Origin of the sequence: Bradyrhizobium sp. CCGUVB1N3 (assembly GCF_024199925.1) — a bacterium.
Lineage (GTDB): Bacteria > Pseudomonadota > Alphaproteobacteria > Rhizobiales > Xanthobacteraceae > Bradyrhizobium.
Genome location: NZ_JANADR010000001.1, coordinates 3,392,578 through 3,411,902 on the forward strand (window position 1 = coordinate 3,392,578; position 19,325 = coordinate 3,411,902).

Genomic DNA, 19,325 nt, shown 5'->3' on the forward strand with positions numbered 1-19,325 from the left:
CCGATCAGTCAGGACGGCGTGACCTTGATCGTCCCTGCTTGTCGCAGCGTTTCGATTTCGTTCGCGGAAAGGCCGATCTCGCTCAAAATCTCGCTCGTTTGCTCGCCGATCTGCGGCGGATCGTAGCGGTTGGGCAGGCGGCGGCCGTCCATGGAGATCGGCAACAGCGGCGTTTTTGCCTCGCCGCCATCAGGCAGGCGAATGTCGGTCAGCCCGCCGGACTGGTTGAGATGCGGGTCATCGAAGAGATCGCCGGGCTTGTTCACCGGCGCGTATGGCAGATCGAGCTGCTCGAGGCGCGCGGCGAGATCGGCCTTGTCCCATTGCTTGAAGATCTTCGCGATTTCGGGGATCAGCCAGCCGCGATGGTCGACACGGTCGTTGCTCGTCGCAAAGCGCGGATCGGTCAGCCAGGATTCGCGATCGAAGGCGCGGCAGAACGCCTCCCATTGCTCTTCACCGACGATGGTGACGAACAGTTTTGAGCCATCCTTGGTGTCGAAGAGGTCGTAGACGGGCCAGGGGCTGTCCTTGATCGAATAGGGGATCGACGGCTGGCCGCTGACCACCTCGCACATCATGGCCTGCGCCATCAGGAACACGTTGTTCTCGTACAGTGCGCTCTGGATGTAACGACCGCGGCCGGTGCGCTGCCGCTCCGCCAGCGCAGCCTGGATCGCGATCACGCCGAACATGCCGCCCATGACGTCGTTGACCGAGGCGCCGGCGCGCATCGGCCTGTCGGGCAGGCCGGTCATGTAGGCAAGGCCGCCCATCATCTGCACGACCTCGTCGAGCGCGAGGCGGTTCTCGTATGGGCCCGGCAGATAACCTTTGAGCGAGCAGTAGATCAGGCGTGGTGCAAAGGCCGCGACGCTCTCGTAGTCGAGGCCGATGCGCTTCAACAGGCCCGGTCGGAAATTCTCGATCAGGACGTCGCTGCTCTCGATCAGCCTGCGCGCGATGTTCTGGCCTTCCGCGGTCGATGTATCCAGCGCGATGCTGCGCTTGTTGCGGCTGTAGGTGGCGAAGAAACCGGCGGCCGGTCCCTTGAAATAACGCGTGCGGTCGCCCTTGGGCGGCTCGACCTTGATCACGTCGGCGCCGAGATCGGCGAGGATCAGCCCGCAGCTCGGGCCCATCACCATCTGGCTGAACTCGATGACGCGAAGGCCGGCCAGCGGACGAAGCTCCGACGCGGTCTCGCGCATAGAAGCCGTCATGCCGCCCCCCTCAGGACCCTGGGGATGCCCGCCTCGTGCAGATGCCCCGTCAGATGTTTTTCCGGGATATGGCGAGCGAGAATCTCGCGGGTTTGCATCAGGCGATCGAGGTCGATGCCGGTGGACAGGCCCATGCGCTCCAGCATGAACACGAGATCCTCGGTGACGATGTTGCCGCGCGCACCTGGCGCAAAGGGGCAGCCGCCGAGCCTGGACACCGCCGCATCGAAACGGCGGATCCCCGCCTCGAGGCCGGCGACGGCATTGGCAAGGCCCGCGCCGAGCGTATCGTGCAGATGCAGGCGCAGCGTCATCTGCGATCCGACCTCGCGCCTGACAGCTTCGACGATCTGCCCGATCAGTTTGGGGGTGGCATAGCCGACGGTGTCGGCAAGCCCGATCTCGTCGGCACGGGCGTCGGCAAAGGCGCGCGCAACCCGGCACACGGCAGCTTCGCTGACCTCGCCTTCCAGGGAGCAGCCGAAGGATGTAGAGATCGCGCCCATCAGTTGCGGCCGCTGGTCCACCGGCCGGGCGTCGATCGCGGCGCGGACCGCGCGAAATCCGTCGAGCTGCTCTTCGACCGAGCGACGCACATTGGCGCGGTTGTGCGTCTCACTTGCCGAGATGACGAAATAGACGATGTTGACGCCGGCGGCGATGGCGCGCTCGGCGCCCTTAGGATTCGGCACAAGTGCGCCGATGGTCGCCGTCTTGTGCGTGAGCGCATGCGCCATCACCGCATCGACGTCGGCGAATTGCGGCACGACCTTTGGCGGCACGAAGGATCCGGCATCGATCTCGCGCACACCGGCGGCAGCGATCGCGTCGATCAGCGCGCATTTGGCTTCGGTGGGAACGAAGATGCCGAGATTCTGCAGACCGTCGCGGGGAGCGACCTCGCAAATATGAACATCCGGCGCGCGCGCCATCGGGCTCTCCCTGCTTGATTGTATATTGTTGCATAAAAGAACAATTCATGGGACAGTCTGTCAAGCCCTAAACTTTGCGTGCACTGCAATGACATCCGACAGTTCCCGACAGCGCGCCGCGAGGAACGGCGGTTCCGAGCGCGCCGAGCACCTCGCCGGCCTGATCATGGCGCTCGCCCGGCGCGAAGGTATGAAGGCCGGCGATCGCTTGATCGAACAAAGGCTTGCGGACGCGCTGGATCTTTCGCGTGCGCCGATCCGGCTCGGCCTGAAGGCTCTGGAAGCGGCGGGGCTGGCGCGCGGCGAGCCGCATCGCGGCTTCGTGCTGGCGAAGAACCCGACCAGCAGCGCAGCCCAACCCGCGCTCGCGGCAGTCAGGCGCAGCGAGCAGGTCTACGCGACGATTGCGGGCGATGTTCTCGCGACCCGGCTGCCGGCCGACGTCACCGAGGCGGAGCTGATGCGCCGCTATGAGCTGAGCCGGGCCGAGCTGCAGCGGCTGCTCGACCGCATCGCGGCCGAGGGGTGGATCGCGCGCCTGCCGGGCTATGGCTGGCGCTTTGCGGAGACCGTCTCCAGCCCCGAAGCACAGGCCAAGGCGATGGCGTTTCGCGTGGTGATCGAGCCGGCGGCGATCGCCCAGCCCGACTTCATGCTGTCGCAGGAGGTGATCGCACGCTTGCGCGAGCGCCAGCTGCGCGTCCTGGAGGGCGAGCTCGAGAAGATGACGATCGGCGAGGTCTATCATTCCGGCTGCGAGTTTCATGAAGAGATCATCCGCGGCGCCGGTAATCCGTTCTTCGTTGAAGCGCTCAAGCGGGTGAACTCGATCAGGCGCCTGTTCGCCTATCGCAGCTTCGCCGACCGCGACGGCATGCGGCGGCACGTGCGTGAGCATTTGCGCCTGCTCGACGTCCTGGAGGTGCGGCGCTACGCCGAGGCGGCGGAGCTGATGGCAAAACACCTGCAACGCCCGCTGGTGGCCGGCTTGTCTTGAGGCCTGAGGTAGGCAGCGGCGGCTGATTCTCCTGCGATTGCGAGCGGTGACAAAAATGTCGCATACTCAGAAAAGATCAGTGCCCTGCTTTGGAACTGGCTGATCTCCCGGTCCAGCCGGTCCGGAATCCGGTAATGTCCGCAGTTGTTACATTGTCCCTTTTTAATGCGGAACGACTCAAGTGATCATTGAAATCGCTTGTTCTGTAATTTGCATCGTCGCGATGCGGGCTATTTCGAAGACGTACAAGCGACGGCGAGACGTACTTTATGGCCCGTATATAACCCCGGCCGATTAATTGCCGGGCGGCGAAGTCGGCTCTGTCGTCAGCTTCCCCCAAGTCGAGGCGTGAACAGCAGCGCCCGTCGATGGCATGCGATTGCCATCAAAAAGAATGCGCCTGCCACCTGAATTGGCAGATAGGCAAATCCGCGTACCGGCGACTACTCTGGCAAAAAATACCGCCGGAGCATTGCCATGTCGGCTCAGATTATTCAGTTCAGCAAATATCGGAAATCCCGTGAACTCGCTCGGATGCACAGCGACATCGAAAGGAGCCTGACCAAGCTAAGCGAAATGGCCGCCCAAGTGTTCAACGCCTTACGAGACGATACAACCGCTGCCCCCTCTGGAGTGAGCGCTCGACAACAGACATATCCCATTGAACCAGGGCTCGACTGCCGGCCGCTTCCGTCATCCGACCTCCAGCGCGACCTTGGTCCGCACGCAGGCGGGCTGCGATGGCTCAGTGGACAAGACGACAATTCCTGATTGTCCGGGAGTGGGATCGCTGGATCACGAGGCAACGATTGCCACGCTATCGAACCACGCGCAAAGCAACTCTCGAATTTTTCCTCGAACTTCAAAATGCCAAGTCGCCGCTCCTGGACTTCAATCCACGCGGACGCGACAAATGGGCGATCGTGCATCGTTGGTTGGTAATTGCGGGGCGGGTGCCCGACGGTAGGCCGCGCTCAAAATAGGCAGCCATTCAATACGCACGGACTCCACTCGGCCACGCCGCCCTACCCCGCGCCTGCCGAGCCATGGCTGGCGCTTTGCGGCGACGGTCGCCACCCGCGGGCCGCTGGACCTTCTCCGAGAGCCGGTTACCATCGAGCTCGCGACGAGGTTTGCGCAGACACGTTGAACCTGCAGCGCGCCGGATTGACCCACATAGAGGACCCGCGGATTTCCGAGAGCGTCGCTCTCGTCACGGCCGATGGCTCGTGCGCGGTCCGGCAAAGCACAACTGCTGGTAAATGCCCGACACCGCATGGAGGTTGTCATGGAAGTCAATTCCGACAAGTTAAATGCCTTTATGGGCAAGATGATCACCGAGGTCGGCGCGGCCATGAACGCATCGCTGGTCCTGCTCGGCGACAAGCTCGGCCTCTACCGCGCCCTCGCCAAAGCACCGATGAACTCTGCCGAGCTCGCGAGCGCCACCGGAACGAAGGAGCGCTACATCCGCGAGTGGCTGGCGAGCCAGGCTGCGTCCGGTTACGTCGAATACGATTCCGCGTCGGGCAAGTTCTCGATGCTACCGGAACAGGCGATGGCGCTGGCCGACGAGGAGAGCCCGGTGTTTCTCGGCGCGGTTGGCAACGTCATTGCCGCGGCGTTCCTGGACGAGCCGAAGGTGACGGACGCCTTCAAGACCGGCAAGGGTGTCGGCTGGAACCGGCGCAGCGAGTGCCTGTTCTGCGGCACGGCCCGCTTCTTCCGCACCGGCTACAAGCACCATCTGGTGCAGGAGTGGCTGCCCGCGCTCGAGGGCGTGGTGGAAAAGCTCAAGCGCGGCGCCAAGGTCGCCGATGTCGGCTGCGGGCACGGCGTTTCGACACGGCTGATGGCCGAGGCCTTCCCGAACTCCCGCTTCTACGGTTTTGACTATCACGAAGGCTCGATCGAGACTGCACGCCGGTCTGCCGCCGAAGCCAAGCTCGGCGATCGCGTCAGCTTCGCCGTCCACTCGGCCAAGACCTATCCGGCCGAAGGATATGATCTCGTCTGCTTCTTCGACTGCCTGCACGACATGGGCGATCCCGTCGGCGCCGTCAGCCATGTACGCGAATCGATGGCGAAGGACGGCACCTGCATGCTTGTCGAGCCGTTCGCCAATGACCGCCTCGAAGACAACCTCAACCCGGTGGGGCGCGTCTACTACGCGGCATCGACCATGATCTGCACGCCGGCATCGCTCGATCAGGAAGTTGGTCTGGCGCTCGGCGCACAGGCCGGCGAAGCAAGGCTGCGCAAGGTCGCGCGCGAGGGCGGCTTGAGCCGCTTCCGTCGTGCCGCCGAGACGCCCTTCAACCTGATCCTGGAGGCGCGGATCTGACGTCGATCATGCCGGGCTCGGGTCTGCGCGCGACGTAACCGACGCGCAGGCCCGGCACGAAACCGCAACGCTCGTAGAAGCGATGCACGCGCGCGTCCTTGCGGCCGCTTTGCATGAGCACGTGGTGGCAATCCCTGGCCCAGGCCGCCTCCAGCGCCGCGGCGACGACGGCCCGCCCGTGTCCGCGCCCCTGAAATTTTGGGTGTGTCACGACATTCTCGAGAAAGCCGTGCCGGCGGCCGCCGCGCAACAGGTTGGGCGCGGTGATGAGCATGCAGGTGGCGACGATTTGGCCGTCGGCTTCCGACACGAACACGGCGAGGTCGTCGCGAGACAGGGTCTGCCGCCAGATGATTGCGGCCTCCTCAGGCGCAGCGCTCGCACTGACGTCGGACACGCGGAACAGCGCGAGCAGCCCCGCAAGATCCGACGTTTGCGCAAGCCTGGCGTTCGCCATCGATTTCACCCGGTCAGGACGACGCGCCAGTCTTGCCCGCTGCCGGTCCCGTTGGCAATGCGAACCATCAAGCATCCGCCCGGGAGTTGACCATCGTCGTCAAGAGGACCATACCCGCCGCCGGAAGCACACGGCACCGTGCGGGATCTCACCCGATGGCAGCGCAGACGGACATCCAGCGCGATCCGCTCATCGAGCGGGTGGTATCCACGCTTGGCGACGTCGCAGGCGTCGAGGCCATCGTGCTCGGCGGCTCGCGGGCGCGCGGGACGTCGCACGAAAACTCCGACTACGACATCGGGCTGTATTTCTCGGAAAGCCTGAAGCTCGACACCGATAGTCTGCAACAGGCGGCGCGGCAGGTTGCCGACGACCCCGAGGAGACGACGGTCACCTCGGTCGGCGAATGGGGACCGTGGATCGTCGGCGGCGCGTGGCTGACGATCGAGGGGCAGAAGGTCGACTTGCTCTACCGGAACATCGATGCGGTCCGCCGCACGATGGAGGCCTGCCGGACGGGGCAGATCAGCATGGACTATCAGCCCGGACATCCGCACGGGTTCTGCTCGGCGATCTGGATGGGCGAGATCGCCTGCTGTCAGGCGCTGCGCGACGAGCGCGCGGTGATCGCGGAGCTGAAGTCGATCGCACTGCCCTATCCAAAGCCGCTGCGCGAGGCTCTGATCCGGCGCTTCCGGTGGGAAATCCTGTTCAGCATCGAGAATGCCGAACTTGCCGCGCTGCGCGAGGATCAGATCCATGTCGCCGGCTGCGCCTACCGCGCGCTCACCTGCGTCGCGCAGGTGCTGTTTGCGCTCAACGGGGAATATCTCATCAACGAGAAGGCGGCCTTGCTGCAGGCCGCGGAATTTCCGCTGACGATCCCGGACCTGATTGAGCAGACCTCGGCGATCTGGCGGCGCATCGGAAACCATTCGTTCGGGGCGGCGCTTTCGAACCTACGCACGATTGAGCGGGAGCTGGCGGCACTCGAACCGCGCTAACGAACGGGCTCAGGTTCTCGCCTACCTGCCCCAGCGGTCCTGCCAGATCTTTTCCCCGATCAGGCAGCTCACGCGCGGCTCCTTGTCGGCGACGTGCACGACCTTGCGCTCGGGCGTGCGGCCGGCGACTTCCATCAGGAGCTTGGTGCGGATCGCCTCCTTGAACTTGTCGCGGTCCTTGATCGCGATCACGAAGGAGCCGGGGCCGCCGACCACGCAGTCCTCGTAGTAATAGTCGAGATTGTCGATATCCATGGTCGAATAGGACGGCTCCTTGACCATGATCGGCAGGCCGTTGATGACGATACCCTTCTCCAGCGCTGCGTCGCGCGAGACGGTGACCGGTCCGCCATTGTTGTTGGGACCATCGCCGGAGATGTCGATGACGCGGCGCAGACCGCGATAGGGATCCTCGTCGAACAGCGGCATCGCGAAATTGATCGCGCCCGAGATCGAGGTGCGTGAGGCGCGCCGGATCGGCGTCTTCAGGATTTCGGCAGCGACTGCATCCGCCGTCTCGGGCCCGTCAATCAGCCGCCAGGGGATGATGATCTTCTGGTCGCTGGAAGCGGCCCATTCGAAATAGGTGACCGCGACCCGGCCGTTGGGCCCCGCCTTCAGCGCCTGGAGGAATTCCTTCGACTGTAGCGCCTGGGCGTAGCCCTCGCGCTGGATCGCAAGCTCGTCCATATCCATGGAGTAGGAGACGTCGACGGCGAGGATCAGTTCGACATCGACGCTCTGCGCGTCCTTGTCTGCTGCTTGCTGCTGATATTTGGCCCCCGGTGCCGCGATGCTCGCGACGTCACCTCCGGCAATCACCCCGGCCACCAGCACAGCCCCGATCGAGATCAGCAAGCGCATCGCGCCCTCCCGTCGTATGACGCGATGGTGACATGCAAATGCATTTCCGCAAAGCGCGAAGATCGCCATGGCTTCACATTCGAGTTAGGGACGCACGCTCTTGCGCAAAGCTGCCGCAGCTCCGCCAACGTCGTGCCGCTTCGCGCTAGCGATCACCACGAACGTCATTCCGGGACTCGCGAAGCGAGAGCCCGGAATCTCGAGATTCCGGGTTCGGCTCTGCGAGCCGCCCCGGAATGACGGCGTGGACATCGAAGCAAAGCCGCCACCCTATTGTGCGGCGCGATTTCCATGCTAGGCTTGTCACACAGATGGGGATGGAGTCCCCCGATAACCGCCCGACGATGTCAGATTGTATGGGCTGATGACTCCTGCTTGAGGTGAGGCATTTTGGAAAGCCTCGCCTTCGGCGGGAGCATGGATAACCCGCCGGTGGCGGGTTTTTTGTTGCCTGAATGCGAAAGGCAAGAGGTGACGACGGCGACGCCAAATCCATCCGTGACCGCGGTCCCCAGGGGAGTCTGGGTGCTCGGCTTCGTGTCGCTGCTGATGGACGTCTCCTCCGAGATGATCCACGCGCTGCTGCCGGTCTATCTGGTTACCGTGCTCGGCACCTCCACCATGACGGTCGGCATCATCGAGGGCATCGCGGAGGCGACCGCCTCGATCACGAAGATCTTCTCCGGCGCGCTGTCGGACTGGCTCGGCCGGCGCAAGCTGCTCGCAGCGCTCGGCTATGGGCTCGCCGCGTGCACCAAGCCGCTGTTTCCGCTCGCGCCCAGCGCCGGATGGCTGGTTGCGGCGCGCTTCATCGACCGCATCGGCAAGGGCATCCGCGGCGCGCCGCGCGATGCGCTGATCGCCGACATTGCGCCGGCGCACCTGCGCGGTGCGAGCTTTGGCCTGCGCCAGTCGCTCGATACGATCGGCGCCTTCGTCGGGCCGCTCGCGGCGATCGGCCTGATGTGGTGGACGGCGAACAATTTCACGGCCGTGTTCTGGGTCGCGGTTCTGCCGGCGTTCCTCTCCTTTGCCCTGATCGCGTTCGCGGTCAGCGAGCCCGAGCCCGACGGGGCCCGCGCGCCGTCGCGTAACCCGCTCAACACCGCGGCGATGCGGCAGCTCGGCGCCGCCTATTGGTGCGTCGTGGCGGTCGGTGTCGTCTTCACGCTGGCGCGCTTCAGCGAGGCCTTTCTGATCCTGCGGGCGCAGAATATCGGGCTCAACGCGATGTGGGTGCCGGCGGTGCTGGTGCTGATGAACATCGTCTATGCGCTCTCGGCCTATCCGGCCGGCGCCTTGTCCGACCGCATCAACCGCACCGGCCTGCTGGCGCTCGGGCTCGTCTTTCTCGCCGCCGCCGATCTGGCGCTTGCGCTGCTGCCTAGCCTTGCGGGCCTCGCCCTCGGCGTCGTGCTATGGGGCCTGCATATGGGACTGACGCAGGGCCTGTTCGCGGCGCTCGTCGCCGATACCGCGCCGCCGAGCTTACGCGGCACCGCATTCGGCTACTTCAATTTGTTCACGGGGCTTGCGACGCTCGCGGCCAGCATACTCGCGGGCGCGCTGTGGGACGCCTATGGGCCGGCCGGCAGCTTCCTTGCCGGGCTGGGCTTTGCGCTGATCTCGCTTGCTGGACTGCTTGCGATCGGCAAGAGCTTCGCGAGACCAGTGGGACAGTGATGGGACAAGCAGGGGATCATTCGACGTGGTGAGCGGTATTCTTGCAATCGCAATCGGCAGCGTGCTCGGCGGCTGCGCGCGCTATTTCCTCTCCGGCGCGATCGCGCGGCGCTTCGGCGAGACGTTTCCCTGGGGCACCATGACCATCAACGTCACCGGTGCCTTCCTGATCGGCATTTTCGGTGCGCTGGCGACGCATCCGGGCTCGATCTTCGCAGCCCCGACGCCATGGCTGTTCGCAGTGACCGGTTTCCTCGGCTGCTACACCACCGTGTCCTCGTTCAGCCTCCAGACGCTGACCCTCGCGCGCAGCGGCGAGCAGCTTCCTGCGCTCGGCAACATCGTGCTCTCGGTCGGCCTGTGCCTCACCGCCGTGACGTGCGGCTTCCTGCTCGCTGACCGGTTCGGAGGCTAGAGGCGATGACCGCCCTCACCTCCAGTGCCCGCTGGCGCACCGCGCTGCTGTATGCCTGGGTCGCCGCCGGCAGCATCATCGGCGGGATGACGCGCTGGCTCGTCGGGCTCCTGCTGGACACCGGGCCCGGCTTTCCCTTCGCGACACTGTTCATCAACGCCACGGGATCCCTGATCATCGGTTTCTATGCGACGCTCACCGGCCCCGACGGCCGCGTGCTGGCGCGGCCCGAGCACCGGCAGTTCGTCATGACCGGCTTTTGCGGAGGCTACACCACCTTCTCCACCTTTAGCCTCGAGACCTTCCGCCTGTTCCATGGCGGCATGAAATATACCGCGCTGGCCTATATCGCGACCTCGCTCATCTGCTGGCTGGTGTCGGTGTGGCTCGGTCATATGATGGCGAGCCGCTATAACCGCTTGAAAAGGAGCTGATCATGCAAATTCCCCGTCAAGCAGTCCTGCTCCGCATCTTCATCGGTGAGAACGACCATTTCGACGGCAAGCCGCTCTATGAGGCCATCGTGATCAGCGCGCGCGAGCGGCACCTTGCCGGCGCCACCGTGCTGCGCGGGCCGATGGGCTTTGGCAAATCGAGCCGGCTGCACACCTCGAAAATCCTGCGGCTGTCGGAAGACCTGCCACTGGTGATCGAGATCGTCGACAGCGAGGACAACATCAACGCATTCCTGCCCATCCTGGATGGCATGATGTCGAGCGGGTTGATCACCTTGGAGAAGGTGCAGGTCCTGCAATATGGTGAGAAGGCCGCGTCATAAGCGCCGCAGCCGGAACCCCTCGCGTTTTTTGGAGGCGGAATGAACGACACCGTCACCAAGCCTAAACCTAAGACGAAGACCAAGGTCGAGCGGCCGCGGCTGCACAAGGTGATCCTGCTCAACGACGACTACACGCCGCGCGATTTCGTCACCCTGGTGCTGAAGGCCGAATTCCGCATGACGGCCGATCAGGCCTACAAGGTCATGATCACCGCGCACAAGCTGGGCGCCTGCGTCGTCGCCGTCTTCACCAAGGACATCGCCGAGACCAAGGCGACGCGCGCCACCGACGCCGGCCGCGCCAAGGGCTATCCGCTATTGTTCACCACCGAGCCGGAGGAATAGAGCGCGCCAGTCTGCCGCATGCATTTGCGTCAATTTTACCGATCCGCGCTACCACAGGTTTAATCTCCTGTGTCACCACCATGCGATGACAATCGCACTGCGCAAGCAACTCGAGCTCCGGTCCGCCCGCCACGAGACCTCGTTCGGTCCCTTCAAGCTTCTACATGCCCTGCCCTGGCTGATCCTGGCGGCCGCCATGCGGGTGATCGCGTTCGGCGGCGGTCCTGCGGCGCTGCCGGCGACGATCATTTCCGACTTGTCGGTGCTGCTGGCCTTCTTTGCGACGGCGCAGCGCTCGATCGAAGCCGCCGGCGGTCAATCCTCCCTCGGCGCGCTGACGATGGGTGAGCAGTTCAAGCTGTCTTTCGCGATCTTCTGGCGGATTACCCTTTTGATGATCGCCGTGTCCATCGGCACCGAGGCAATCGGCTATGCCGCATTGTCGCGGCACCTGATGGCCGGGCTCGACGGCATGGCTTTCGACCAGTTCACGCACGTCGGGCGTTTCTGGAGCGCATTGATCGCCACCCTGGTGCTCCTCATCATCGTCCATGCCGACCGCAATGACGGTCAGATCGCGCTGTTTGCCGCGATTGCCGAGTTCGCCCGGCGTGGGTTGTGGCTCGGGGCCGCCGTGATCGCGCTCGGCGTGGTCAACATCGCACTTTTCTACGGGCAGGAGCTGGTTCGCAGCGCGATCTGGAATTTCTGGCAGACTTCGCTGGCGAGCCAGTTCACCAAGAACCTGATCTATTTCGTCTTCATCTTCAGCTTCGCCATGCTGCGGCTATGGATCACCCTGACGATCCTGACGTTCGGGTTGAAGCAGTCGCATATTCGTGGGGACCACATCTGATCGTCGCAGTCATGGCGATCTCGGCGATCGAGTTGCCCATCCTCATGTTTCAATTCGGGTTGGGCCGGTACGGGCTGCGGGGCGGAAAAGATTCGCCTTCTCTCGCGAGGCGGCGCCATCTCGAAACGGACAGGATTGCAGCTAGGCCATGACTAGGCGCCAGCCGTCGTGTCGGGCAGATCGACGCGCTCGCCGCCTGGCTTGCTGACATAGAGATGGCTCTCCAGTACCGATTGCATGGTCTCAAACATCGCATAGAGATCGTCGCAATAGACCGAAGGATTGTCGTAGCCGTTGTTTTTGGAGAAACGATGCGGGAGATAGCCTCCCCCGCACGCGTTCATGAACTTGCACTGGCGACACTTCGCGCAAAGATTGATTGACGCATCGCGCGCGGCTTTCCAGCGAGGCTCGTTCCTGACCTCGTCGATCGCATGATCGAAGATGTTGAAGTTGGTCTTCGTAAAGCCGTCGCCTGCGATCCGCAGCACATCGTGAGCCTCCACGGTGCCATCGGTCATGACGGTGCAAAGCTCGACGGGTTTGTGGCCCACGCCCTCGGTCGGCGAATTGTTGCCAAGCAGGGCCGTGATCATGTCGGAAATGATACGGATATTGGTCGTCGGCGCCTCGCGATTCGCTTCCAGCCAGAGGTCAAACAGACCCTTGTAGAATGCGGCAATGGATGGTGGCTTCTCGTCCACCGTCGCGTCCGGGATCATGATGTCGTAGTTGGAGATTCCGCACGCGGCGAAAAAATCGGCATATTGCTGCGGCGCGTAAGCGGGATTGCAGACTGCCAGGGCAATGACGCCGATGTCGCGCGATACCAGCATGCGCGCGGCACGTTCCACGGCGGCATGGGTGCCCGTACCCTGAAACGTCCTGCGATGGAGGTCGTGAATATGTGCCGGCCCGTCCAGGCTGATCGCAACCGAAATGTTGCGGGCCTCGAAGCAGGCCAGCCATTCGTCATCGATCAACACGCCGTTGGTCGTGACGGCGATGGGTATGTCGCAGCCAGTCCGTGATGAAATGCCTTCGCAGGCCGCGGCAAAGCGGTGGAAGTTCTCGACACCCCACAGCAACGGCTCGCCGCCGTGCAGAATGATGGGAAAATCGACGAGGGAGAATCTGACGACGTGCTCCTCGATGCGTTGCAGCAATCGATGCTGCACGTCGGGGCTCATCAGCTTGGGCTTCCCATAAACGGACGCGTCGCGGAACCAGTAACAATAGGAGCAGTCGATGTTACATCTCGCTGCGACCTTGACCAGCAACTGCGTGATCGGCTGATCCTCGAAGGCGGTTAAATCTGAACCGTCAGCCGACATGCCGACACCGAGACGGGGTTGAAGGACCTACCTAGTATCCTCGAACAAATCCCCCTCGGCGGAACGCGCCCACGCCGGGAGCGTATCCCGCTCTGCGAAAGGCGCCAGCATTCGCCCCCTTGGCAAAAGCCCCTCGTCTGAAAGCGGCCTGGGTCACTACGGGTTCGCCGGAAACAACGCCTTGCTCCGCACTCTGCCCACGCAGATCGTTCAGTAATGCGTCGATACCCTGATGGTCGCTCTGAATTGTCGCGCCCGGCCCATGCAGTTGCATGAGGCTCGCCAAGACCTTCAGCGTCGTAATCGGCATGATGATGCTCCTCTTTTCGCGACGCTGTGCAGGATCGAACGAAAGGCCGGTATGTCGAACCGGCTGAGCAATGACGAACAGTATACCTTTTCTATCGTAACGGCAACGTGTCGGGCTCGGGCCCCCGGACTTCAACGGATCGAGATCCGGTCGGACTCCTCTAGCAGGCTGTTGAAGAAGTCTTCGAGCGACGCGCGATAAATGGGATGTCGTCGCCATTAAGGAGGCAGATTTCACCTTCGAGTGAGCCGTCATCCCGCAGTTCGGCCTAGCCATCACCGTTGGCTGGCTCCATTTCGTCGTTTCCCTGCCAGCCGAACTGGACGGCATCGCCGTCACAGGCTCCATGAATGCAGCCCGTGAGGCAATCGAAGGCGAACTCGCCGCCGTCGTCATCGAACAGGATGTAGGCGCCCGCCACGGCCATGTCGTAGCCTGGTGTCTCGACGACCCGCCATCTACCTCGGATGCTCATGCCGGTGCCGCCAGAAGCTTGGGCAGCCGGATCAGATTATAGGCCGCAAGCGCCAGGACGAAGACGGCATCCACCCGGTCGCGGCCTCGCAGCTTGACCTTGGCCAGGCCAGCGGAACTCTTGATCCAGCCGAAGACTTCTTCGATGCGTTTGCGGCAGCGTTGGCTGATGTCATAGCCGTCGTGACGCGTGGTACGCGCGTCGACCGCCGTCTTGCGCCGCTTGCCGGTCTTACTCAGATGTCCATTGATCGCGATATGCGGAGTAACCGATCTATCTCTCAGGTCATGCACGAACTGCGTGACGTCGTAGGCTTTGTCCGCCCCCAGAGTGACCCGCTTCGCACACCCGCGCCTGTCGATCATGGCAAGCGCAATCTCTCGTTCGGCGGTGCCAGTAGCTTGGCTCACTCCACCTAAAACCGCCAAACCATTGCGGTTCTCCATCAGCGCATGGCCCATATAGCAGAGTTTGGCCGGCTGGCCGTCGCCCTTTTTATAGAGCCTGGCCTCAGGATCGGTCGTGCTCTCATGGGTCTCGTTGGATCGCTTCTCCTTGTGGAAGCTGCGCTCGGCATTGCGTCCCGGACCGTCCTGATCTTTGTCGCTGCCATCCTTCCTCCGGAAGCTCTTGATCGAAGCCCAGGCTTCAATGAGCGTGCCGTCCACCGAGAAGTGATCGCTCGACAAAAGACGCTTCACCTTCGGCTGCGCCAAAAGCGCGTTCAAGAACTTGGCCGCAATCTCACCTTCAAGCAGCCGGTCGCGGTTCTTCGAGAAGGTTGAATGGTCCCAAACCGCATCGTCCACCCCAAGCCCGACGAACCAGCGGAACAGAAGATCGAACTCCATCCGTTCCATCAGATGCCTTTCCGAGCGAACCCCATAGAACGCCTGTAGGAGCATCGCCCGAAGCAGTTTCTCCGGTGCGATCGAGGGCCGACCGAAGTCCGTGTAGAGCTTGCCAAACTCCCCAGAAAGATCGCCCAGCGCCGCATTTGCCAGATCCCTGATCGCCCGCAGCGGGTGGTCGACGCGAACCCGAGCCTCCAGGTCAACATAACTGAACAGCGAGCCAGACCGTTCGTCACTTCCCCGCATCGTGCCACCCCAGCAAAATCCTGATCCTAGGGAATCACGATCCAAAACGCTTCGCCAGAGACTTCTTCAACAGCCTGCTAGGCCATGACGACCGGCGCTTCGTCGGCGAGGCCATAAACGCGCTGCGCCTTCGAAAAGCCGGCGATCGGGAATTCGCCGAGCTCGTTCCAGTCGGCGCCGCAGGCACGCACGAAACCTTCGGAGGCCACCACCGTCCGCCCCATGCGGCCGGCGATCTTCTCCAGCCGCGCTGCGAGATTCACGGCGGGGCCGATGCAGGTGAAGTCGAGACGGTTGCCGCCGCCGATATTGCCGTAGAGGATGTTGCCGACATGCAGCGCGACGCCGAAGCGGAAGCGCTCGATCGCCTCGCCGACCGGAAATGCCAGCGCATCGACGCTGCAGCGTGACTCACGCGCGGCCTCGAGCACGCGCGCACAGACGTGGTTCGCATCCCCGATATATTCGTCGATCGGAAACACCGCGAGCAGGCCGTCGCCCATGAATTTCAGCACCTCGCCGCCATGTGTGCGGATCGAGGCGACCTGGCAATCGAAATAATGGTTGAGGATCTCGACCACGGTCTCGGCCGGCAGACGGTCCGACAGCGCGGTGAAGCCGCGCAGGTCCGACAGCCAGATCACCGCCTGCATTGTGTCGGTGTGGCCGCGGCGGATCTGGCCGCCCATGATGCGCTCGCCGGCGCGGTTGCCGACATAGGTATCGAGCAACGTCGTGGCGGTGCGGCGGAGCGTAATGATCTCGGTGATGCGCGTCAGAGGTTTCGTCAACGCGCGCAGCGCCACGACCTGCGCATCGCTGAAGCCGCCGGGTTGCTTGGTGGTCAAGGTCATCGCGTGGACGGTACCGTCGAGGAAGCGCAGTGGCATCGCGACGTAATCTGTGGCGCCCTCCTGCTTGAGGTCCCCGAGAAACGGAAAGCGCTCGACGTCGCCGGGGCTGTCGGGATTGCCGCGCACCTCGAGGCCCTGGTTGAAGACGAGGCTCAACGGGCTTCGCTTGAATCCCGGCGTCTGCTGGATCTCGAAATCCACCGTGCCGACCTCAACCTCGGGGTCGCCCTGCCGCCAGATGAAATTGCGGCCGAAGATTTCGGGGTGCAGCGTGCGGATGAACACGCCGACCCGCCACAGCGGCAGGCCGGCTGCGACCATGCGCTCGCAAGCCTGGGCCATCATCTGGCTCGGCATCGGCGCCGAGCGCGCGCCGTCGATCAGCCAGTCGGCGATGGCGTTGATTTCGGATGCATCCATGGCACCCACAATTTGCGGGCGAACCTTGCGCCCCGTCAAGCTGCGCTGGCGGTTAGCGCGGGACGCCTACCGCCCCACCTGCCCGCGATCACGCAGGAAGTGGTCGGCGAGCACGCAGGCCATCATGGCCTCGCCGACCGGAACTGCCCGGATGCCGACGCAGGGGTCGTGGCGGCCTTTCGTGAAAATTTCGGTGTCTGCGCCCTTGCGATCGACGGTCAGGCGCGGCTGCAGGATCGACGAGGTCGGCTTCACCGCAAAACGCACCACCACCGGCTGGCCCGTGGAGATGCCGCCCAAGACGCCACCGGCATGATTGGACAGGAAGCGCGTGCCATCATTGCCGGTGCGCATCTCGTCGGCGTTCTCTTCGCCGGTGAGCTCGGCCGCGCCAAAACCGGCACCGATCTCGACGCCCTTCACCGCGTTGATGGTCATCATCGCGGCCGCGAGATCGGAATCGAGCTTTGCGTAGATCGGCGCACCGAGCCCCGCGGGCACGCCCTCTGCGACAACCTCGATCACGGCGCCGATCGAGGAGCCGCTCTTGCGGATGCCATCGAGATAGCTCTCGAAGAACGCCGCCTTGTCCTTGTCCGGACAGAAGAACGGATTCTTGGCGACCTCGTCCCAGTCCCATTTGTCGCGGTCGATCTTGTGCGGACCGATCTGCACCAGCGCCCCGCGCACGGTCACGCCGGGCAGCACTTTTCGCGCGATGGCGCCGGCGGCGACGCGCATCGCGGTCTCGCGCGCCGAGGAGCGCCCGCCGCCGCGATAGTCGCGCAGGCCGTATTTGGCCTCGTAGGTGAAGTCGGCATGTCCGGGGCGAAACTTGTCCTTGATCTCGGAATAGTCCTTCGAGCGCTGGTCGGTGTTCTCGATCAGAAGCCCGATCGGCGTCCCCGTGGTCACCTGCTCGCCGGTCTCGGGATGCGCCATCACGCCGGAGAGGATTTTCACCTGGTCCGGCTCCTGGCGCTGGGTCGTGAAGCGCGACTGGCCGGGCCGGCGGCGATCGAGGTCGCGCTGGATGTCGGCCTCGACGAGCGGGATCAGCGGCGGACAGCCGTCGACCACGCAGCCGATCGCCACCCCATGGCTCTCGCCGAAGGTGGTGACACGGAACATATGGCCGAAGGTGTTGAAAGACATCGCTGCTCGCTGGATCGGTTCCGGCGTGTGGTAACGCGCCCTCGAAGGAGGGTCAAATGGCGCCTCGTAGCCGCGGCGCGGGACGGTCACAACCGCCCATTGGCTACTTTGCATGGGGTTGTTTTGGGACTTTTTGCCCGGAACCCGAAATGCCCTTCGGGCGCCCGACCGGCGGTACCCCCGTTAACTATGCTTCTCCAGGCGGCCGGCGCGGAACACGTAAACGACGCCCTGCTCGATATAGAGCTCGGCGGCGCTCGCGGGGGTCTCCAGCCCCAGCGTCACCATCAGGGCACGCGCGGTGCCGCCATGGGCGACCGCGACCGTGTCGGTCCGGAGCTGGTCGTACCATTCGCGCATGCGGGCCTGGACGTCGGCATAGGTCTCGCCGTCCGAGGGCGCCACCGTCCATTTGTCGACCAGGCGCCGCGCGTAGACGTCGGGATCGGCGGCCTCGCTCTCCGGCAGCGTCAGTCCCTCCCAGGCGCCGTAGCCGATCTCGCGCAGGCGGTCGTCGAGCGAATAGTCGGCAATCGGCAGGCCGAGCTTGCCGCGCGCGAGCTCCATGGTCGTACGCGCGCGCCCGAGCGGGCTCGAGACATAAGGCAGCGAAGCCTTGTCGCGGCCTTCGCGCGCAAAGAGATCGGCGAGGATGCCGGCGGCCTGCACGGCCTGGCCGCGGCCGCGCGCATTCAGCGGGATGTCCTGCGTGCCTTGAAGACGCCCGAGCGCATTCCACTCGGTTTCGCCGTGCCGAAGGTAGTAGATCGTGGGCGTGGGCATTGTCGGAGGGAGTTAGCTCTTATGTTTGAGCATGATCTTTTCGGAAAACCGCTACACACTTTTCCGGATCATGCTCAGTCCTTCCCGCCCAGCGCCATATCGGGCGCATCCGGCCGCTTCATGCCGAGCACGTGGTAACCGGAATCGACATGATGCACCTCGCCGGTGACACCGCGCGACAGGTCCGACAGGAGATAGAGCGCGCTGCCGCCGACGTCCTCGGTGGTCACGTTACGCCGCATCGGCGCGTTGACCTCGTTCCATTTCAGGATGTAGCGGAAATCGCCGATGCCCGAGGCGGCCAGCGTCTTGATCGGTCCCGCCGAGATCGCGTTGACGCGGATGTTCTTCTCACCGAGATCGGCGGCGAGATAGCGCACGCTGGCCTCCAGCGCGGCCTTCGCCACGCCCATGATGTTGTAATGCGGCATCCACTTCTCGGCGCCGTAATAGGACAGCGTGATGATCGAGCCGCCGTCGGTCATCAGCTTCTCGGCGCGCTGCGCGACCGCGGTCAGCGAGTAGCAGGAGATCAACATCGACTTGGTGAAGTTCTCCTGCGTGGTGTCGACATAGCGGCCGTCGAGCTGCTCGCCATAGGCGATCGCGTGCACCACGAAGTCGATCTTGCCCCATTTCTCCTGCACGACCGCGAACGCCGCGTCGATGGTCGCGGCGTCCGTGACGTCGCAATGGCCGAGCACGAGGCCGCCGATCTCGGCGGCGAGCGGCTCGACCCGCTTCTTCAGCGCGTCGCCCTGATACGTGAACGCAAGCTCGGCGCCGGCGGCGTGGCATGCCTTGGCTATGCCCCAGGCGATCGAACGGTTGTTGGCAACGCCGAGGATCACCCCGCGCTTGCCCTGCATCAGACCCGAATTCTGCGCCATGCCTGTCATCCAATCGAGCTGGTCAAGGGGTCTGGAGGTACACCAGCGCTTCCCTGCGGTACAGTCCTAATCCGCCGCGTTAACGCTGTTTCGGTTGCCGGAATAG

General features: G+C 63.8%; 21 protein-coding genes and 1 riboswitch. Of the genes, 9 read left to right on the forward strand and 12 right to left on the reverse strand.

Features of this window, described 5'->3' with window-relative positions; all coding sequences use genetic code 11:
• Positions 1–8: 8 nt before the first annotated feature.
• Positions 9–1,223: a CaiB/BaiF CoA-transferase family protein gene (locus NLM33_RS16065; protein ID WP_254096979.1), complete on the reverse strand. Its 1,215-nt coding sequence runs from the start codon at positions 1,221–1,223 to the stop codon at positions 9–11.
• The gene (locus tag NLM33_RS16070) at positions 1,220–2,155 is read right to left on the reverse strand and encodes a hydroxymethylglutaryl-CoA lyase (RefSeq protein WP_254096980.1); all 936 of its coding nucleotides are present in this window, start codon (positions 2,153–2,155) and stop codon (positions 1,220–1,222) included. Before NLM33_RS16070 ends, NLM33_RS16065 begins: the two co-directional genes overlap by 4 nt.
• A gap of 88 nt (positions 2,156–2,243) precedes the next feature.
• Here NLM33_RS16070 and NLM33_RS16075 point away from each other — a divergent pair, with 88 nt between their 5' ends.
• Positions 2,244–3,152, forward strand: a complete 909-nt coding sequence (locus NLM33_RS16075; RefSeq protein WP_254096981.1) for a GntR family transcriptional regulator — start codon at positions 2,244–2,246, stop codon at positions 3,150–3,152.
• Positions 3,153–4,440: 1,288 nt separating this feature from the next.
• Complete coding sequence (locus NLM33_RS16080; RefSeq protein ID WP_254096982.1) at positions 4,441–5,496, forward strand: class I SAM-dependent methyltransferase; 1,056 nt, start codon at positions 4,441–4,443, stop codon at positions 5,494–5,496.
• Here the strand turns inward: NLM33_RS16080 and NLM33_RS16085 are convergent.
• Positions 5,468–5,953: a GNAT family N-acetyltransferase gene (locus tag NLM33_RS16085; RefSeq protein ID WP_254096983.1), complete on the reverse strand. Its 486-nt coding sequence runs from the start codon at positions 5,951–5,953 to the stop codon at positions 5,468–5,470. The two genes, NLM33_RS16080 and NLM33_RS16085, sit on opposite strands and share 29 nt — an antisense overlap.
• A 155-nt stretch (positions 5,954–6,108) precedes the next feature.
• Here NLM33_RS16085 and NLM33_RS16090 point away from each other — a divergent pair, with 155 nt between their 5' ends.
• Positions 6,109–6,957: a nucleotidyltransferase domain-containing protein gene (locus tag NLM33_RS16090; RefSeq protein WP_254096984.1), complete on the forward strand. Its 849-nt coding sequence runs from the start codon at positions 6,109–6,111 to the stop codon at positions 6,955–6,957.
• A gap of 21 nt (positions 6,958–6,978) precedes the next feature.
• Here the strand turns inward: NLM33_RS16090 and NLM33_RS16095 are convergent, their stop codons facing one another.
• Positions 6,979–7,821, reverse strand: a complete 843-nt coding sequence (locus NLM33_RS16095) for a DUF1194 domain-containing protein (protein ID WP_254096985.1) — start codon at positions 7,819–7,821, stop codon at positions 6,979–6,981.
• A 304-nt stretch (positions 7,822–8,125) separates the two neighbouring features.
• Positions 8,126–8,202: riboswitch (Fluoride riboswitch) on the forward strand.
• A gap of 90 nt (positions 8,203–8,292) precedes the next feature.
• Here NLM33_RS16095 and NLM33_RS16100 point away from each other — a divergent pair.
• The 6 genes from NLM33_RS16100 (at position 8,293) to NLM33_RS16125 (ending at position 11,898) form a co-directional block, all read left to right on the forward strand.
• Positions 8,293–9,504 (forward strand): MFS transporter, encoded by a 1,212-nt coding sequence (locus NLM33_RS16100; protein WP_254096986.1) that lies wholly within the window; start codon positions 8,293–8,295, stop codon positions 9,502–9,504.
• A 25-nt stretch (positions 9,505–9,529) separates the two neighbouring features.
• Positions 9,530–9,919, forward strand: a complete 390-nt coding sequence (gene crcB, locus NLM33_RS16105; protein WP_254096987.1) for a fluoride efflux transporter CrcB — start codon at positions 9,530–9,532, stop codon at positions 9,917–9,919.
• Between the two features lie 5 nt (positions 9,920–9,924).
• Entirely contained in the window at positions 9,925–10,353 is a 429-nt protein-coding gene (gene crcB, locus NLM33_RS16110; RefSeq protein WP_254096988.1) for a fluoride efflux transporter CrcB, read from the forward strand.
• Positions 10,354–10,355: 2 nt separating this feature from the next.
• The gene (locus NLM33_RS16115) at positions 10,356–10,697 is read left to right on the forward strand and encodes a DUF190 domain-containing protein (RefSeq protein WP_254096989.1); all 342 of its coding nucleotides are present in this window, start codon (positions 10,356–10,358) and stop codon (positions 10,695–10,697) included.
• A gap of 39 nt (positions 10,698–10,736) precedes the next feature.
• The gene (gene clpS / locus NLM33_RS16120; protein ID WP_254096990.1) at positions 10,737–11,042 is read left to right on the forward strand and encodes an ATP-dependent Clp protease adapter ClpS; all 306 of its coding nucleotides are present in this window, start codon (positions 10,737–10,739) and stop codon (positions 11,040–11,042) included.
• A gap of 85 nt (positions 11,043–11,127) precedes the next feature.
• Positions 11,128–11,898, forward strand: coding sequence for a hypothetical protein (locus NLM33_RS16125; RefSeq protein ID WP_254096991.1), 771 nt, complete (start codon positions 11,128–11,130; stop codon positions 11,896–11,898).
• A gap of 152 nt (positions 11,899–12,050) precedes the next feature.
• Here the strand turns inward: NLM33_RS16125 and NLM33_RS16130 are convergent, their stop codons facing one another.
• The 8 genes from NLM33_RS16130 to fabI all read right to left on the reverse strand — a co-directional run bounded on the left by NLM33_RS16130 (position 12,051) and on the right by fabI (position 19,219).
• The gene (locus NLM33_RS16130) at positions 12,051–13,232 is read right to left on the reverse strand and encodes a radical SAM protein (RefSeq protein ID WP_254096992.1); all 1,182 of its coding nucleotides are present in this window, start codon (positions 13,230–13,232) and stop codon (positions 12,051–12,053) included.
• A gap of 31 nt (positions 13,233–13,263) precedes the next feature.
• Positions 13,264–13,542 (reverse strand): hypothetical protein, encoded by a 279-nt coding sequence (locus NLM33_RS16135; protein ID WP_254096993.1) that lies wholly within the window; start codon positions 13,540–13,542, stop codon positions 13,264–13,266.
• A 268-nt stretch (positions 13,543–13,810) separates the two neighbouring features.
• Positions 13,811–14,017, reverse strand: a complete 207-nt coding sequence (locus tag NLM33_RS16140) for a hypothetical protein (protein ID WP_254094631.1) — start codon at positions 14,015–14,017, stop codon at positions 13,811–13,813.
• Entirely contained in the window at positions 14,014–15,117 is a 1,104-nt protein-coding gene (locus NLM33_RS16145; protein ID WP_254094633.1) for an IS5 family transposase, read from the reverse strand. Before NLM33_RS16145 ends, NLM33_RS16140 begins: the two co-directional genes overlap by 4 nt.
• A 77-nt stretch (positions 15,118–15,194) precedes the next feature.
• On the reverse strand, positions 15,195–16,391 hold the full coding sequence (locus tag NLM33_RS16150; protein ID WP_254096994.1) for an adenylate/guanylate cyclase domain-containing protein: 1,197 nt from the start codon (positions 16,389–16,391) through the stop codon (positions 15,195–15,197).
• Positions 16,392–16,457: 66 nt separating this feature from the next.
• On the reverse strand, positions 16,458–17,546 hold the full coding sequence (aroC, locus tag NLM33_RS16155; protein WP_254096995.1) for a chorismate synthase: 1,089 nt from the start codon (positions 17,544–17,546) through the stop codon (positions 16,458–16,460).
• A 183-nt stretch (positions 17,547–17,729) separates the two neighbouring features.
• The gene (locus NLM33_RS16160) at positions 17,730–18,329 is read right to left on the reverse strand and encodes a histidine phosphatase family protein (RefSeq protein WP_254096996.1); all 600 of its coding nucleotides are present in this window, start codon (positions 18,327–18,329) and stop codon (positions 17,730–17,732) included.
• A gap of 74 nt (positions 18,330–18,403) precedes the next feature.
• Complete coding sequence (fabI, locus tag NLM33_RS16165; RefSeq protein WP_254096997.1) at positions 18,404–19,219, reverse strand: enoyl-ACP reductase FabI; 816 nt, start codon at positions 19,217–19,219, stop codon at positions 18,404–18,406.
• Positions 19,220–19,325: the final 106 nt, after the last annotated feature.